This is a genomic window from Wylensekiella montiformis, assembly GCF_009697385.1.
Taxonomy (GTDB): domain Bacteria; phylum Bacillota; class Negativicutes; order Selenomonadales; family Selenomonadaceae; genus Selenomonas_A; species Selenomonas_A montiformis.
Window position 1 is genome coordinate 34456 of sequence record NZ_VUNL01000005.1, and the last position, 16626, is coordinate 51081.

The 16626-nt window shown below is 47.2% G+C and carries 23 protein-coding genes and 2 pseudogenes; all 25 read left to right on the plus strand.

Translation table 11 applies throughout. From position 1 onward, the window contains the following. The 25 genes and pseudogenes from FYJ78_RS05510 to FYJ78_RS05615 all read left to right on the plus strand — a co-directional run bounded on the left by FYJ78_RS05510 (position 1) and on the right by FYJ78_RS05615 (position 16426). Complete coding sequence (locus FYJ78_RS05510; protein ID WP_154620415.1) at positions 1 to 330, plus strand: hypothetical protein; 330 nt, start codon at positions 1 to 3, stop codon at positions 328 to 330. Then, the gene (locus tag FYJ78_RS05520) at positions 320 to 925 is read left to right on the plus strand and encodes a DUF5131 family protein (protein WP_206671377.1); all 606 of its coding nucleotides are present in this window, start codon (positions 320 to 322) and stop codon (positions 923 to 925) included. The genes FYJ78_RS05510 and FYJ78_RS05520 overlap by 11 nt, the downstream gene beginning before the upstream one ends. Before the next feature lie 12 nt (positions 926 to 937). Next, complete coding sequence (locus FYJ78_RS05525; RefSeq protein ID WP_154620416.1) at positions 938 to 1348, plus strand: TIGR04076 family protein; 411 nt, start codon at positions 938 to 940, stop codon at positions 1346 to 1348. Positions 1349 to 1684: 336 nt separating this feature from the next. Beyond that, entirely contained in the window at positions 1685 to 2035 is a 351-nt protein-coding gene (locus FYJ78_RS05530; RefSeq protein WP_328597647.1) for a transposase, read from the plus strand. Positions 2036 to 2061: 26 nt separating this feature from the next. Continuing rightward, positions 2062 to 2892, plus strand: coding sequence for an IS3 family transposase (locus FYJ78_RS05535; RefSeq protein ID WP_328597648.1), 831 nt, complete (start codon positions 2062 to 2064; stop codon positions 2890 to 2892). Between the two features lie 305 nt (positions 2893 to 3197). Continuing rightward, a complete protein-coding gene (locus FYJ78_RS05540; protein ID WP_235899881.1) occupies positions 3198 to 3431 on the plus strand; it encodes a helix-turn-helix domain-containing protein in 234 nt (77 codons plus the stop codon). 19 nt (positions 3432 to 3450) lie between these two features. Continuing rightward, positions 3451 to 5961 (plus strand): DNA cytosine methyltransferase, encoded by a 2511-nt coding sequence (locus tag FYJ78_RS05545; RefSeq protein ID WP_154620418.1) that lies wholly within the window; start codon positions 3451 to 3453, stop codon positions 5959 to 5961. Further along, entirely contained in the window at positions 5958 to 7172 is a 1215-nt protein-coding gene (locus FYJ78_RS05550) for a restriction endonuclease (RefSeq protein ID WP_154620419.1), read from the plus strand. Before FYJ78_RS05545 ends, FYJ78_RS05550 begins: the two co-directional genes overlap by 4 nt. A 147-nt stretch (positions 7173 to 7319) precedes the next feature. After that, positions 7320 to 7712 (plus strand): RNA polymerase subunit sigma-70, encoded by a 393-nt coding sequence (locus FYJ78_RS05555; RefSeq protein ID WP_154620420.1) that lies wholly within the window; start codon positions 7320 to 7322, stop codon positions 7710 to 7712. After that, positions 7705 to 7866: an SHOCT domain-containing protein gene (locus tag FYJ78_RS12745; RefSeq protein ID WP_195847880.1), complete on the plus strand. Its 162-nt coding sequence runs from the start codon at positions 7705 to 7707 to the stop codon at positions 7864 to 7866. The genes FYJ78_RS05555 and FYJ78_RS12745 overlap by 8 nt, the downstream gene beginning before the upstream one ends. An 87-nt stretch (positions 7867 to 7953) precedes the next feature. Continuing rightward, positions 7954 to 8277: a recombinase family protein gene (locus FYJ78_RS12925; RefSeq protein WP_235899882.1), complete on the plus strand. Its 324-nt coding sequence runs from the start codon at positions 7954 to 7956 to the stop codon at positions 8275 to 8277. Positions 8278 to 8301: 24 nt separating this feature from the next. Next, positions 8302 to 9183 carry a recombinase family protein gene (locus FYJ78_RS12930; RefSeq protein WP_235899883.1) on the plus strand — a complete coding sequence of 294 codons (882 nt, stop codon included), beginning with the start codon at positions 8302 to 8304 and terminating at the stop codon, positions 9181 to 9183. A 58-nt stretch (positions 9184 to 9241) separates the two neighbouring features. Continuing rightward, positions 9242 to 9385, plus strand: a pseudogene (locus tag FYJ78_RS12935) (recombinase zinc ribbon domain-containing protein); the annotation flags it as partial. A 3-nt stretch (positions 9386 to 9388) separates the two neighbouring features. Continuing rightward, entirely contained in the window at positions 9389 to 9688 is a 300-nt protein-coding gene (locus FYJ78_RS12940) for a hypothetical protein (protein WP_235899903.1), read from the plus strand. Beyond that, positions 9673 to 10239, plus strand: a pseudogene (locus FYJ78_RS05565) (recombinase family protein); the annotation flags it as partial. The gene FYJ78_RS12940 and the pseudogene FYJ78_RS05565, both read left to right, overlap by 16 nt. Before the next feature lie 138 nt (positions 10240 to 10377). Beyond that, complete coding sequence (locus tag FYJ78_RS05570) at positions 10378 to 10551, plus strand: PTS glucose transporter subunit IIA (protein ID WP_328597653.1); 174 nt, start codon at positions 10378 to 10380, stop codon at positions 10549 to 10551. 84 nt (positions 10552 to 10635) lie between these two features. After that, on the plus strand, positions 10636 to 11187 hold the full coding sequence (locus FYJ78_RS05575; RefSeq protein ID WP_154620421.1) for a flavin reductase family protein: 552 nt from the start codon (positions 10636 to 10638) through the stop codon (positions 11185 to 11187). 17 nt (positions 11188 to 11204) lie between these two features. Next, positions 11205 to 11438, plus strand: coding sequence for a hypothetical protein (locus FYJ78_RS05580; RefSeq protein ID WP_154620422.1), 234 nt, complete (start codon positions 11205 to 11207; stop codon positions 11436 to 11438). Then, complete coding sequence (locus tag FYJ78_RS05585) at positions 11428 to 12114, plus strand: flavodoxin family protein (RefSeq protein ID WP_154620423.1); 687 nt, start codon at positions 11428 to 11430, stop codon at positions 12112 to 12114. The genes FYJ78_RS05580 and FYJ78_RS05585 overlap by 11 nt, the downstream gene beginning before the upstream one ends. A gap of 28 nt (positions 12115 to 12142) precedes the next feature. Further along, positions 12143 to 13150 (plus strand): aldo/keto reductase, encoded by a 1008-nt coding sequence (locus FYJ78_RS05590; RefSeq protein WP_154620424.1) that lies wholly within the window; start codon positions 12143 to 12145, stop codon positions 13148 to 13150. Positions 13151 to 13199: 49 nt separating this feature from the next. Beyond that, the gene (locus FYJ78_RS05595; RefSeq protein WP_154620425.1) at positions 13200 to 13433 is read left to right on the plus strand and encodes a hypothetical protein; all 234 of its coding nucleotides are present in this window, start codon (positions 13200 to 13202) and stop codon (positions 13431 to 13433) included. Beyond that, complete coding sequence (locus FYJ78_RS05600) at positions 13430 to 14113, plus strand: hypothetical protein (protein ID WP_154620426.1); 684 nt, start codon at positions 13430 to 13432, stop codon at positions 14111 to 14113. Before FYJ78_RS05595 ends, FYJ78_RS05600 begins: the two co-directional genes overlap by 4 nt. 54 nt (positions 14114 to 14167) lie before the next feature. Continuing rightward, on the plus strand, positions 14168 to 14833 hold the full coding sequence (locus FYJ78_RS05605) for a flavodoxin (protein ID WP_154620427.1): 666 nt from the start codon (positions 14168 to 14170) through the stop codon (positions 14831 to 14833). Positions 14834 to 14887: 54 nt separating this feature from the next. Further along, positions 14888 to 15097 (plus strand): hypothetical protein, encoded by a 210-nt coding sequence (locus tag FYJ78_RS05610; protein ID WP_154620428.1) that lies wholly within the window; start codon positions 14888 to 14890, stop codon positions 15095 to 15097. A 48-nt stretch (positions 15098 to 15145) separates the two neighbouring features. Then, entirely contained in the window at positions 15146 to 16426 is a 1281-nt protein-coding gene (locus FYJ78_RS05615) for a purple acid phosphatase family protein (protein ID WP_154620429.1), read from the plus strand. Positions 16427 to 16626 lie beyond the last annotated feature (200 nt).

Below are 16626 nucleotides of genomic sequence, written 5' to 3' on the forward strand. Positions count from 1 at the left end.
ATGAGGGAAAAGATATTCGAATATGTAAAAAAGAAATATGGCACAGAGCCGGATTATCCATTTAGATCGGGAAGAACACCGATTACATATCCCGTTCTCCGGCACGAAGATAATCGAAAGATTTTTGTGCTTTTCATGGATGCACCAATGGATAAGCTGGGGCTGGACGGTACGGAGCGTGTCGATATCATCAATGTAAAAATGGGTGATCCACTTCTTGCCGATATGTTGTTAAATGCAAGGTCACGAAAACAGATAGTCCTTGTGGTATGCGAGATACATCTGCACGGTACAGATGGGCAGGCGGCTTTTAGCGGGAATGAGCCATAAGCTGAATGTCTTATGTGACCATTACGGTATCTGCCTTGACCATCACAAGGCGGACAGCGACAGCCGTGCCTGTGCAGCAATACTGCTGCGATATTTGGTGGACGGAGCAGATATACGGCAGTTCATCAGAACCTGTTCGTTTCTTCTTGACCTGCCGTTCAAGCATAAGGGAATCATGTGCGCACCATTCATCGGTTCCGTCAGTATTGGAAAATACCTGCCATCGGGACAGATAGAGCAGGTGCTCTGTGACGGGGAGAATTACGGTGGTGCAAGACCTTGTTATTATGAATGGGTAAAATCTCTTCGAGACGAATGTGTGGAATACAATGTAACTTTTGTTTTTTGCGGCACCGGACGAAGACTTGTGAAAGACGGCAAACTTTATAAACTGGAGGGCGGCGTTCAGACAGAACAGGCATATAAGTCCGGATTAAGTTATCAGGGGAAATCAATTGATTTTAAGCTCACGGATGCCTGGGGATATCCCATAGCGGCGGACGATCTGTATGTACCCTATTTCGGAGAACGCTGCCAAAGCTGCGGAATGAGAATGATCTGCAATGGTTGCAGCAGATGCGGTAAGTGTTTATAGGAGGAGAATATTATGCGGCACGAATGCAAAATAACAGTTCTGGAAACAAAATGCTTCACGGAGCTACAGGAAAAATATCTGGCTGATCCGAAATCCGGACCGTGTCCGTTTTTCAAACTCGGCGATACATTCCTTCTTAAGCGTACACCGAAACAAGATGACTTCTACCATCTGATGGACGGTAAGTTCTGCGGAGAAGCATGGGATGCTGTCAGCAGATATGTTTACACCGCTTTGCAGGGCGGCTCTATCATGAAAGGCTGGACAAATGACAACCGAATGATGATAGCCTGCTGCAACGATGGGACACGGCCTGTGATTTTCAAGATCGAACGGATTGACATACCTGAGAATGATAAGGAACAGGGGTGGCTGGCGAAGCAGAATTTTAGAAACACGGCAAAGAATGCCTATACTGGCTGATATATTTTTATTTATTGTTGAATCGAACATCTCCGTAGAAGAGATGCTCTTTTTTTTTGTTATGGGTAATTATAACTACAATATTCAAAATGACAAGATTTTCTAATCTGAGAATTGGGGGGGTTATGTAGTCTTGCCTGCGGCAAGGTTACATTTTTGAACCCGTCCATCCTATTTTGAACCCGTCAGAGTGTAAAAATAAAATTGTATCAATGAAGTGGTAAACTAAAATTGGACACGGAGGGGGTAATTTTTGGACATACGGTGTATACTGTACGGATAGTACGAAATTAATTATCGGACAGAAATTCTCCCTCACAGGACAGGAGGTTTGCCGTGAAGTACACAAAAGAACAGAGATTGGACATTGGCCGCCGCATTTACGACGGCGAAATCAGCCGGTATGAAGCTGCAGAGGAATACGGTATCAATGAGCAGACGGCACGGAATTACATGAGAATGTACCGGGATGCCAACCAGTTGCCGCCCAAGCAGGGACGAAGAAGCATCTGTGCGCCCTCGTTCAAGAAAGCTCCGGCAGAGCTGGATGAACTGAAGGCGATGACAAAGGAAGAACTTATCCAGGAACTAATCAAGGCCAAGATAACCGAGGCACGGCTAAAAAAAGGCTACGAGGTGAAGAGGGATGGTACTGTAATTCTGTACGGCAACAAGATTATCAAGTAATCATGGAACTATCCGGAGAAATTCCGGTGAAGCTTCTTTGCAAGACAATGGGCATCCAGAGGAGCAGTTTCTACGCTTGGGAAAAACATCTTTCTCAGCCGTCGGGCAAAGAAAAGCGCCTTTTGAGCAACGTCCTGCTGTTCCAGGAGTACCATTGGAAGTATCCATCGCACGGCTATCGCTGGCTGAACGTCAAGATACGGTTGGACAAAGAGATTGTCCTGTCCGATCCCTATGCCCACAAATGCTGTAGGATTGCGGGAATTAAGAGCAAATCCAAGCACTACAGGTACAAGAAGGCTGGCGATCCAGCGCGGATATTTCCCAACCTGCTCATGTCTGAAATGCAGATCGATGGGCCAATGCAGTGCATCGTGAGTGATATGACCGCTTTTTATGTGAAAGGCATCTACCATGAACTGACTCTTTATATGGATCTATGGAACAATGAGATTGTCAGTCATTCCCTCTCTGCAAAACGCGGTGATCGCATGACTTACATCAGCGGACTGGAAAATCTGATTGAGTGGCAAAAACGGCATCCGGAGCACCAAATGGTTCTCCATTCTGACCAGGGATCGGTCTACGCCTCCAAAGCCTACAACGAGCTGTTGCCCATGTACGGCATCACCCGATCCATGTCACGTGCCGGGACCCCCACAGACAATGCCGCTATGGAGTCCATCAATGGATGGATCAAGGCGGAGCTGTTCATGGACTTGCATGTGACCGGCGAGAAACCGGTCAAGGAAGAGGTGGATGACTACATTCTTTTCTTCAATGAACAGAGGCCAGCCTATTCCTTAGGCTACCTGACGCCGAAGCAGTATCGGGAACGTCACACGCCCATCTGCTGATCTCGTCTGCATTATCGATGGCATGGTTTGTCTAACAAGCTTGAAGGATGTCAGAAAAGTTGATGAATCTTGTACAACGATTCGTTTTTTATGCCTGATTTTTTTAGTTTGTGTCCAATTTTTGTTGACAAGTGCAGGCTGATGTAAAACAGAAGATTGCATGAAAAAAAGCCGGTATGGGGCATCGGGAGGGATGTTCTGTACCGGCTTTTTATGTATCATGTAAGGGAAAACCATAAACCTTGAATTAATGAAGAAAACATGATAATATATCATTATGTCGTGATTTTAGAAATGCGTTGAGAATGAATTTAATACGCGGGGTTGCTATGACTGTTAGTTACAATAAATTATGGAAAATTCTTATTGACCGCAATATCAATAAGACACAGATGAGACTTATGGCTGGAATAAGTACAAATGTTTTAGCAAAGATGGGGAGAAATGAAACGATATCAATGGATTCTCTTTGTAAGATTGCAGAAGCTTTGCATTGTGGCTTAGATGATATTGTTGAAATTTCGTCCACCAAAAAATAATTTTTATGAGAGGTCATTCATGTTAAAGAATAAAGAACTCACTTATATAAGCTTATTTAGTTCAGCCGGGGTTGGTTGCTATGGCTTTCAAGAAGAAAACTACCATTGTATTGCAACAAATGAAATAATAGAAAGACGATTGCAAGTACAAAAATTTAATCATAAATGCGAGTTTGATTCTGGTTATATTGCAGGAGATTTAACAAAACTAGACATAAAAGAGAAAATTTACGAAGAAATGAACAAATGGAAAAAAAGGGGAAATGACAGGGTGGATGTTATTATTGCAACACCACCATGCCAGGGGATTTCTCTTATCAACCATAAAAAAAATGATAAAGATCTAAACCGAAACAGCTTAGTTATTGAATCGATAGAAATTATAAAAAAAATAAAACCTCGAGTTTTTGTCTTTGAAAACGTAAAGGGGTTTCAAGAAACTTTTTGCATAACAAAAGATGATAAGGCATTTCGTATCGGTGATTATATAAGAAAAATATTAGGTAAAGATTATATTATAACTGGTAGAGTATTAAATTTCATGAATTATGGAGCCAATTCTTCTCGGACAAGAACTTTGGTAGTGGGTATTGATAGAGAATATCGCAATATTTTTACGCCTTATGATGTTTTTCCAAAATTTCAACCAGAAAAAAACCTGAGAATGGTTATAGGCGATTTTCCACCATTATCCTGGGGAGAAATTTGCCCTAATGATTTTTATCATGCATTTAGAGTCTATGATGAAAGAATGAGACCTTGGATACATGATTTAAAAGAAGGAGAATGTGCTTTCAATAATGAAGATCCTTTAAAAAGGCCACATAGGATTATCAATGGGAAATTTGTGGAGAATGTACAAAAAAGCCGTGATAAATATACTAGGCAAAGATGGGATAGGTTTGTTCAATGTGTACATACGCGGAACGACCAGCTTGCTGCACAAAATACCGTTCATCCTGTTGAAGATAGAGTTTTCTCGATTAGAGAACTAATGGAAATGATGAATGTACCGAAAATTTTTAAATGGGTTGATAAATCATTAGAAGAATTAAATAATCTTTCGTTAAAGGATAAGCGAGCCGTATACAAAGCAAACGAAATGAACATTCGTCAATGTTTAGGGGAAGCTGTGCCTACAGTAATTATGCAGCAAATAGCGGCAAATATATCTAAAGAACTTGAACACAGAAAAGTAGGAAGTGTAGCCATTAATAAGTTCATTAGTAAATATTCTTTAAATTCAAAAGAAATGTTAGAAAATTTCATTACGGAGAATCCTGAACATCTAGCGCTTCCTGAGTTACAAAGAATTGTTGAATTGTGCAATGCTAAGCGGGATGAAAACGCGGCTTATTATACCAATAAGTTTATCGTAAATGAAATCATGGATATTTTGCCTGACTTTAAGAAAGATACTATTCATGTAATTGAACCATCAGTGGGAGCAGGGAATTTCATTCCTTTTTTGATTAAGCGATATGAGGATAAGACCAGTGTTATTATAGATGTGGTTGATATAGATGGATTCAGTATCAATACGTTAAATCTCTTGCTTAAATATATTAATATTCCTGATAACTTTAAAATAAATATAATTAACGATGACTTTCTAACAATGAGAACGCCGAAGTGTTATGATTTGGCGATAGGGAATCCACCATATTCAAAAATAAAACAACCATCCCATGAACTGAAAGCTGTGTTAATGAAAAATATAAATAAAGTAACTAAAAATCTTTCAGAAATTTTTCTAGAAAAATGCCTTCGTATTGCAGATTGTACAGCATTGGTTTTAAATAAAACATTACTTTCATCTTCTGAGTTTGATTCGACAAGAAACTTATTACGTAAAATGAGAATATCTAACATTATCGATTTTGGAAGATACGGGTTTACAGGGCTTTCAATAGAGACAATGTGCATTATGATATGGCCTAAATTAAGACCCAAAGATACGCTTGTATATAACATGAAATATAATTTCAGAATGAGACAACAACAAGCAAAAATTACGGATGAAAAATTCCCCTATTTCTTAATTTACCGGAATGATGATTTCGATAAAGTTGCTAATGAGCTTCAGTTTGGGGTTTTTAATGTAGTACGAGACCGTCAAATAACGAAGAAAAACACGACTCAAATTCCTAAGCCTGGATTTATAAGAGTTATAAAGGCTCGCAACATAAAGGATGACGGAACAATTGAAAATATTCAAGGTTATGATACATACATAGCACCTGATATATGCGAAAAACTATCCATAAGTCGGTATTTGAATGACGTGTCAATATACCTAACACCTAATATGACATACAACCCACGTGTAATCCGCAATGTACCCAATACAATTCCAGATGGGTCAGTGGCGGTCCTTATACCGAAAGAAAAAATACATCTATCGCAAGAGCAATTAAATTTTTTTTCAAGCGATGAATACAGGAAATTCTATAAGATCGCACGCAATCTTTCAACACAATCAATAAATGTTGATGCAAACAGCGTTTTTTTCTATGGGGTGAAAAAATGACAAACGGATTGATAGAAGAATTTTTAAATCAAAGTGATTATGATATCCGAAAGAGTAAGAATGGTAGATGGATTGACCAGAAGTGCGCATTTGATGCAGTTTGCTTTGTTGCTGACTGTGTTGTAGATTACCTACATAATGGGGGGACTCAACCTTTTGAGTCTCCAGAAATATGGCATAGTCAATACTCTATTGAAAATGTAATGAAACTTTTTGGGAAGCCAAATCCAACTACAAAATCAACACTTGATGAATATAATAAATTTTTTAGGCAGCCATTAAAAATGTTGGCGGCTGCTAAAGTCTTAAATGAAGAAAAGAAAGGGATAACGATTCAATTCAGTGTTGCCAATATGGATATACTTGAATATATTGCTTTACGAGAACGAAACGCATTTGATTTCATATGTTTATATATAGAAAAAACTTTAAAGGATAGTGGACTATGGGATAGTTTTGCATCTTTTTTTGATGAGCAAAACAGAGATTGGTATGATAAGGTAAAAGATGATTTCACCAGATTTTGTAAACAGTATACACCAATTAATACGACCGTTGAGTCCGGTCGGATATTTAATAAAGTATTGAATCAGCTTGCTTGTAAATACCGAAAAAAAGGAACTGAAAGAGGTCGCCTTTCCAAAAATATTATAACTTTTGATAAAATTGTGTATAATAAAACAAATTGGTATGACGATTTAACAGGTAAAGATAAAAATGTTGCACGAGGAGATTATAACGGAACAAAAGTTGTAGAAACTCCTGATTATGATTATAAAGTCAATCGAGCCATGAAAAATCTGCGGTATTTCATTAACACGTATTTTAATGGCGAACCAGAATTTTTGGATCGTTTTTCAATTGGACAAAAAGCTTCGGCAATTCATCATATATTCCCTAAAAGTGAATATCCAGAAATTGCAACCTATTTAGAAAACCTGATAGCACTTTCGAGTGCCCAACATATGCAAGAAGCTCACCCTAATGGTAACACACGGGCTATAAACAAAAACTTTCAATATCTATTGCTTATCACAAAAACTGACAAAATTAGAAAAAATATTTTAAGAGAAGATGGGGCCCCGTTAATGTACCATTTTAAAGATTTTATGTTTGTCCTTGATCGGGGGCTTTCAACAGAATATTTTGAAGGACTTCCTGAGGGGGACTATGATGCTGTAATAAAGGGGATAGAAATAAATTATGAATAATAGTTCTAGGTAGCTTTAATAATAAATCAAATAACATTTCATTAACGGATGCTCATCACGGGCATCCGTTTTTTGTCTTTGAAGTACTTAACGATAGCTGTTCTGTCCTATTACTCCTGAAAGCTAAATTTTCAGGAGGTGTCCATCATGACGGACGAACAGAAACAACAGATCATTGCCCTACGCCGGGATGGGGCTGGGTATGGCAGTATTGCGGCGCGGCTCCAGATTTCCATCAATACGGTGAAGTCGTTCTGCCGACGGCACAGCCTGGCTGCCAGTACAGCGGGGGCAGTCTGTGAGCAGTGCGGAAAGCCGATTGAACAGAATCCGGGACGGAAGCGGAAAAGGTTCTGCTGCGATGCCTGCCGGAATAAGTGGTGGAATGCACATCTGGCGCTGGTGAAGCGGAAGGCAGTCTACAACTATACCTGTCCGGCTTGCGGGAAGGAATTCACCGTCTATGGCAACAGCCATCGGAAGTCCTGCTCCCACGCATGCTATATTGCATACCGGTTCGGAGGTGTCCGCCATGGATAAGAGGTCGTTTCAAAATGAAACAGCTTTCCAGATGGCGATGTATCTGGCAAGGCGGATGCTGGCCGAAAAGCTCATCACCGGGAAGGAGTACCGGGACTTCGAGCAGGAGATGCTTCGCCGCTATAAGCCTTTTTCCGGGGACTTATACACTTGATAATTGTATCAAACAGAGTGATATATAGTGTCGAAAGGAGCTGATTCTATGCGGGCTATCCGTAAGATTGAACGAAGCATACCAAATTTGAAGCAGCGAAAGAAAGTCGCAGCCTATGCCCGCGTATCCATGGAATCGGAGCAGATGCACCATTCCCTTTCGGCGCAGGTCGGTTATTACAGCAGCCTCATCCAGAAGAACCCGGACTGGGAATACGCCGGGGTCTATGCGGACTATGGCATCTCCGGGACGGGGATGAAGAAGCGGCAGGAATTCCTGCGGATGCTGGAAGATGCCGAAGCCGGGAAGATAGACATCATCCTGACCAAGTCCATCCAGCCCTTCGCACGCAACACCGTGGACCTTCTGCGTACCGTCCGGCATCTGAAAGAGCTGGGCATCGAAGTCTAGTTTGAAAAAGAGAATATCCATACCATGAGCGGTGATGGCGAGCTGATGATGACCATCCTGGCCTCCTTTGCCCAGGAAGAGAGCCGTTCCATCAGCGAAAATGTCAGATGGAGAGTGAAGAAACGATTTGAAAAAGGCATCCCAAACGGTCGGTTCCGTATTTATGGATACCGCTGGAAGGGAAACCAGCTTGTTGTTAAGCCGGAAGAGGCGGCTGTCGTAAGATTCATTTATGCTAATTTTTTGAAAGGTGTTTCAGCGGAAACGACGGAAAAGCAGCTGGAAGAACAGGGAGTGAAGTCCTTCAATGGCAAACATTTCGGCAACTCGTCTATTCGAATGATATTACAGAATATCACTTACACTGGCAATATGCTGTTCCCAAAAGAATACATTGCGGATCCTATCACCGGAAAGTCGAAGATTAACCGTGGAGAGCTTCCGCAATATTTTGTGGAAAACACCCATGAAGCCATCATCCCTATGGAAATCTATAAAAAGGTGCAGGATGAACGGGAACGGCGCAAGAAACTGGGAGCTTTAGCGAATGGGTCCATCAATACTTGCTGCTTCACTAGTAAAATAAAATGCGGTATTTGTGGGAAAAGTTTTGTGCATACCGTCCGTAAGAAGCTGAACAGCGAAGAAGATTACTGGAGCTGTTGTTCTCATAAAAAGAAAGGCCGGACCTGCTGTTCGAAAGGCGGTATCCCGCATCAGGTTCTTGTTCGGGAATGTACAAAGGTTCTGGGGCTTGCCGAATTCGATGAAAAAATCTTTTTGAGCCGGGTGGATAAAATTGTGATTCCAGAGCAGCATGTGATGGTGTTCCATAGGGAAAGCGGAGAGCAGATTACCAGACAGACGATGGGTTTCCACGGCACGGAAGGATTGTTGGACTCGTGAGCGCAGGAAAGCATGGGGCGAACGGCATAAACTAAAAAGTACGAACCCCAACCGGAACATGTTCCATGAGTTCACTGGTTTCATCAAATGCGGGAAGTGCGGAGAAAATTACAGGAGCGAGCAAACTACCTATGCCGATGGAGAAAAAGAACGTTATTGGCGTTGTGCCGGTAAATGTGGCAATGAATCTATCAAAGGTAGCACTATGAAGAAGCTGACAGCCTCTGTACTGGGTTTGGATTTCTTTGATGAAGGGGAAATGGATGAGCTTCTGGAAAAAGCTGTTATTCAGAATGGGACAGTAACGTTTTATTTTAAGGATGGACATACGGAAATCAGGACGTATCAAGAAAGAAAACGGGGGTATCATCACAGCAAAGCTTATCGGGCATATATGCGTGAACTTATGCAATTTGCTAAAAATGGTGATCCAGAGTCGAAAGCAAAGGCGATGGAATTAAAAAAAGAATGGAAGAGAGATGACAACCGATGGCAAAGACAGTAAGAGCCATCCCAGCCACCATCAGCCGTTATACGGCGGCCCCGATTAACAGCCGGAAGAAGCGGAGAGTAGCTGGTTATGCCCGGGTTTCCACGGATCATGATGACCAGGTTACCAGCTATGCCGCACAGGTGGACTATTACACGAATTACATCAAGGAAAGGAATGACTGGGCATTCGTCGGCATCTACACCGATGAAGGCATCTCGGCTACCAACACACGTCACCGCGATGGCTTCAAGCGGATGGTCAGGGATGCCATGGATGGGAAAATTGACCTCATCGTCACAAAATCAGTCAGCCGCTTCGCCAGAAATACCGTAGACAGCCTGACAACGGTACGCAAGCTCAAGGATAAGGGCATCGAGATATATTTCGAGAAGGAAAATATCTGGACGCTCGATGCCAAGGGCGAACTCCTCATCACCATCATGAGCAGCCTGGCACAGGAAGAAAGCCGGAGCATTTCGGAAAACGTGACCTGGGGTCATCGGAAGCGGTTCGCTGATGGCAAGGTGAGTGTTCCCTACAGGCATTTTCTGGGCTATGACAAAGGGCCGGATGGGAATTTGGCCGCCAATCAGCGTTGTAGATTCCTTTTGTTCCAGTATACCATGACGGCGCAGATTTGTAAGGAAAAGGGTGAACCTGCCTATGCACACGGGGGTGTTTAGAATCCCTGCTATCGTTCGATTGTATCAAATACAGACACCTTTGAGATCCGTGCTGCGGATGGTGAAGAGCTGCTCATCCATATCGGCATCGATACGGTGAAGTTGAACGGGAAATTCTTCAAGTCATGCGTGAAGCAGGAACAACCGGTGAAGAAGGGCAATCTTATAGAGAAAATGTATGACGAAAGCTAAGATATAAGCATTTCACATTTCAATGTAGAGCAGGTAAGATAAGAGTATCAAGAGACGAAGATAAGAACTTGGAGGAAAATAGAAATGAAGAGAAATATTGGCAAAGCCTTGGCATTGTATCCAGCACCGCTCATCGTTGTCGGCAGCATGGTCGATGGCAAGCCGAATTGGACGCTCGTCGCGCATGCAGGCATCATGGCACACAGCCACCTGATGCTTTCGATGGTCGAGAGCCATTATACGAATCGAGGAATCCTGGCGACGAAGAACGTATCGGTCAATATCGTGGATGAGAGCTGGCTCAAAGAAGCGGACTATATGGGCGTAGTTTCCGGGAACAAGACCGATAAGTCTGGGACGTTTGCCTATACGCTCGGAGAGCAGGGGACACCGCTCATCGACAAGGCCAAAATCTCGATTGAGTGCTCTGTCATCGATGACTACAAGCTGGATGGATTCGATAATTTCATCTGCCGCATCGATAACACCTATGCGAGCGAGTCCGTCCTCAACGAAGCAGGCAAGATTGATTACCACGTGTTCAAGCCTGTCCTGTTCGAATTCCCGACGTATGAGTACTTCGTCACGGGGGAGAAGGTCGGTGACTGCGCACGCATGAATCGCAACGGTCAGTGACGGTATGAGGAAAGCGTATGGATGTGAAATCAATGGAGCGAGGATGTCATCAAGGAATCAGCGAGGCAGATGCCTGCCGGAGCGAGCTGGTATCGTTGCCGGATGATGCCGCGCGCATCTGCTTTCTTAGGCGTCACCGGCGCAAGCTCATGGCAGCCTTGCATGAGGCACAGGAAAAGCTCTCCTGCATCGACTACATGATTTATGAAATTGAGCGGAAGCAGAAAGGGGGCGGCTCTGATGAATCGTAGGGAATTCTTGAAACTGAGCGGTATGGGAGCCATGACGGTATTCTTCAGCGGCTGTGGCCTTTCGGCACTGACGGGACAGGAAAAGGATGCTTCAGGTATGGCAGCGCATGAGAAAGGTGAGATTTCGGGAGGGAAAGCAATGAAGATTGTCGTGATCACAAGCAGTCCGCATCCGCATGATGAGTCGACTTCTATCTATCTGGCTGACCGCTTCACAAAAGGAGCAACACAGGCCGGCCATGAGGTGTTCACTTTTGATGCGGCTAACAGTGAGACGCATCCGTGCCGCGGCTGCGACCAGTGCCATATGGATGGCCCGTGCATCTGGAAGGACGACATCGAGAACAGCTTGATGCCGAAGATGCTGGAGGCAGATCTGCTCGTACTGACGACGCCGCTTTATTACTTCGGCATGTCGGCACAGCTCAAGACCATCATCGACCGTTTCTACTCGCGGACTGGAAGGCTCCACGGCAAGAAGTCCATCCTGATGGCGACGGCTTACAACCGTGACGATTGGACAATGGCGGCACTCGTCGATCACTACGATACACTGGTCCGCTACATGGAATGGCAGGATGTTGGCAAAGTCCTCGGCATCGGCTGCGGTTCGCGCTCGCTCGTTGAGCACTCGAAGTTCGGCGACATGGCAGAGCAGATGGGGGCGAATCTTTGAGTAATAGGGTGAATGAAGGAGTAGCAATATGGAATACACGAGATTGGGCAAGACGGATATTGAGGTTTCGCGCGTATGCCTGGGCTGCATGAGCTTTGGCAAGCCGACGATGCATGCGTGGACGCTCGATGAAGCGGCGAGCGAGCAGGTGATCTGCCACGCGCTGGCCCTTGGCATCAATTTCTTTGACACGGCAAACTGCTACAGCAGCGGGACGTCGGAGGAGTACCTTGGTCGGGCGCTGCAACGCAATCATATTCCCCGGGATAAAGTTGTGTTGGCCTCGAAGGTCTACTTTAATGAAGGCCGTCTCTCAAAGAATGCCATCCAGAGGGAAATCGAGGGCAGCCTGAAACGCCTCGGCACGGATTACCTGGACCTTTACATCATCCATCGTTTCGATTATGACACACCGATGGAAGAGACGATGGAAGCCCTGGATGGGCTTGTCCGGGTCGGCAAGGTACGGGCCATCGGAGCTTCCGCGATGTATGGGTACCAGTTCATGAACATGCAGCATATCGCTGAACAGCACGGTTGGACGCCGTTCTCTGTCATGGAGAACCACTACAACTTGCTCTACCGCGAAGATGAGCGGGAACTCATCCCCATCTGTAAGCAGATGCAGGTTTCATTGATGCCGTACAGTTCGCTAGCAGCCGGTCATCTGGCGCGCAGGACCTGGCGTTCCGATTCCCTGCGTGGCAAGACCGACCGCGTGGCCATGGGGAAATATGACCGAAGCGAACAGGAGGACATGAAGATTGTCGAGCGTGTCTATGAACTGTCGGAGCGCTATGGTATCAAGATGCAACAGATTGCTCTGGCCTGGGAATGGGCGAAAGGTGTTGCCACCCCGATTGTCGGCGCGACAAAGACGAAGTATCTCGATGATGCAGTTGGCGCACTCGCCGTCTCGCTGACCGAAGAGGACATTGCCTATCTGGAGGAGCCTTACATTCCACACCGGGTTGTCGGGGCCATCCTTGAGAATCCGCCGCAGGGCGTTGTTCTGCTCGATGAAAAGACCGAATAAGAAAAGCATATATGAATCCATGAGGAAAGGAAACTGGGGGGATGATGATATGATGTTGCAGAAGGAAAGATCGGATTGGAAAGGGGGGCTGGCCAGCGTATTCATCCTCTTTGGGTTCGTCTATGCGTGGCTCTGCTTCACGTGCGTCTTGCGGCAGGGCCATGTCTCGGAGGACGACTACGTGCGCATGACGCAGGAAATCGTCGAGCAGAGCTTGTCGAAGGAGGCTGTGCCGGCTGGTTGGGAGTGTTCGGTAAGGGAGACGAGAGAGGTGCAGCCATGAGATACGGTCTGGATATTTTGATGCTCGTCCTGCTGGTCGGAGAGATGATGTTCTTCTATCTGCCGCCTCTGGTACATGAAGCTGTAGGGGTGGCCTTCTTGTTGCCGATTGCCTGGCATATCGCACTCAACCGCCGCTATGTCTCATCGCTTGGAAGCGGGCGGTGGAATGAGCCGCGGGCTCTTCGGTGCCTGCTGAACATCCTGCTCGCTGGTGCCTGCTTTTTGACGGTCATCAGCGGCTGCCTGACGTCGAGCGAGCTCTTTGCAGATGTCGTGCCGTTCTCGCTGCGCAGCAATCCTTTGCTCTATCAGCTGCACAGCACGGCGGCTCGTTACTTCCTCGTGCTGGCGGGACTCCATCTCGGTCTGCACTTGAAGGCTTGGTGGCAGAAATGGCTGCACGCTGCAGGCATCACCGCGCGACCACTGCCCGCAAGAATGCTCCTGCTGGGACTCTGTATCCTGCTAGGAGCAGCTGGTATATATGCAGCCCATCAGGATCGGCTCGTCGAGCACCTGCTGGGCGCGCATATCTTCATGACGCCGGCACTTTCCTATAATGGTGCGGGCTATGCGCTGACGCAGGCAGGCATCTTCCTGTTGTTTGCCGAGAGTGGCTGGTTTTTATCCGATGCTAAGGGGCGCTGGATAAGTTCGACTAAACTCAGCGGGGAGTAAAAACTCCCGCTGAATAAGTCTCACTATATCGCTTTGGAAAGGAGTGCGATTGAAATGAATCGCAGAGAGTTTTTGAGAATTGGTGGCATGAGCATGATGGCTATGGTGCTTGGCGGATGCGGCCTGTCCTCGCTGACGGGGGAGTCATCGGGCGGACAGGCTGGCAGCAGCGCGGCCGCCGGCACGGCATCGTCCTCCTCGTCGGGTACGGCAGGGGTGGCAGGCGGCAAGACGCTTGTCGTCTATTATTCAGCCACAGGACGCACGGAGCGTGTGGCTGAGGTCATTGCCAGAGAGCGCGGGGCAGACATCATGAAGCTCGTCCCCTCGCCGGATTACACAGAGGCAGATCTCGACTACAATGACACGAGCAGCCGCGTGAGCCGCGAGCACGACGACGCTTCGTTGCGCGAGAAGATTCGTCTCCAGAAGGCCGTGCCCGACAACTGGGCCTCGTACGACACGGTCTTCATCGGCTATCCGATCTGGTGGGGCATCGCGGCCTGGCCGGTCGATGCCTTTGTCAAGGCCAACGATTTCACGGGCAAGCATGTCGTGACGTTCGCGACGGCCGCAAGCTCTCCGCTCGGAAACAGCGGCAAACTCCTCGCCGAGATGGCCGGAGGCAAGGGCAGCTGGCAGGACGGCATGTGCTTTACCGGCAGCCTCAGCGATGCCAAGGTTACGGACTGGGTGAAGTCGCTGAAGCTTGGGAATTGATGGTTTTTCGGCTTGAATGTCTTTTGGTATGAACGGCAGTAAGGGGGGCAGATCTTGAAGAAATACGATAAAGAGGACTGGGTGCTTCGTTTATGTGTGGCCGGACTTGTTGTTGTTTTTGGGGGACTTGCTGCCGGATGGCTTTTCTTGTGGCAGATTGCCGTGCAGGAAGATATTTCCCGTGAGGAATATGTGCGTCTCTCGCAGGAAATCGTGGAGCAAAGCAGGACACAGCCCGCTTGTATGGCGCCTGATGAACCGTGAGCTGAGTATCTGCGAAGGTGTTTGGATCTATAAAGAGGGGGAAATGGCTTGAAGAAGATTACGAGGCGGCAGTTTTTAGGGCTTTGCGCCGGGACGGCGCTGCTCGGGGGAGGTGGCTGGGCCTTTGCCCGCGGGCTGCTGCTGCCGCAGGTGAAGGAGAAGGCCGCCGTGCTGCTGGGCGGCGACAAGGTTTGGGCGCTGCGCCAGATTGTGGCCGGAGACAATAAGGCGTCCCGCACCGTCATGTGGCAGTCGCCGGTGCGGCTGACCTCGCCGGCGGTGGAGCTGGCAGGCGGCGAGGGCGGCGGAACTGTTTTCCCCGCGCAGGAGGAAGTGTTCAGCGATGATGGAGTGACAAATTATCTTTACACGGCGGCGCTGACCGGCCTTTCCGCCGGCACGCCGTATGGTTATCGCGTTACAGCGGACGGCGAGGCCGGCGCGTGGAATTCTTTGACGACGGAGGATGGCGGCGCGTTTACGGCGCTCATTTTCCCTGATTCGCAGTCCAATGACTACTCGGGCTGGAAGCAGCTTGCACAGGACGCCGCCGCGCGGACGCCCGAGGCATCGTTTTTCGTCAATATGGGCGATCTCGTGGACAATGGCGAGGATCATACGCAGTGGGCGGCCTGGTTCGATGCGGTTGAGGGGATCATCAACCGCATTCCCGCAGCGCCGCTCATGGGGAACCATGAAACGTACAATCAGCAGTGGAAGGTGCGCGAGCCTGCCGCGTATCTCCGCTTGTTTGCCGTGCCCGGCAACGGTGTCGCCGAGGACGACCGCCGCTATTATTCTTTTGACTATGGGCCGGTGCATTTTGCGGTGCTCGATACGCAGCAGGATGAGGAACAGGAGTGGCATCCGCAGATTCTCCAGCGCCAGCAGGAATGGTTCCGGGAGGATATGCGGCGCACGGACAAGCCATGGAAAGTCGTGCTCATGCACAAGGATCCGCTGCAGTACCGCATCCATAACCGCCCGGAGCGCGCCGAGGGTTTTTCTGATGAAGGCCGGGCATGGATGCCGCTCTTTGACGCGGCGGGGATCGATCTCGTGCTGTCGGCGCATCTTCATACCTACCGCAACCGCGGGCATATCAAGAATTTTCGGCGCGATGCGGCCGGGCCGCTTTATATTCTTACCGGCGTAGCCGGCAACGTGCGTTATCCCGGACTCTGGGTGGATCATGCGCTGGATGAATTTGTCGCGCCGCAGCCGGAGACGGACAACTATCTCACGCTGGATGTCAGCGGGGACAGCCTGACCATCCGCTGCTTTCTGCCGGACGGCACGAAGATCGACGAAGCGGTTTTGAAGAAATGAGATGGATTTGGCGGGAAAAAGCATACAGGAACAGCGGCTGGCTGTCCGGTTCAGAGGAGGAGCTCCTTCACAGGCGGGAGACCTTCCTTTGAACCTTTTTTTATGGCTGGTTCTTCTTTTGGAACGTCCTTGTCAGGCGGATGGCCGCGAGAGTATAATTAGTTATAGGAATTGTTTGTGAATTTGCCGTGCAGGGGCGG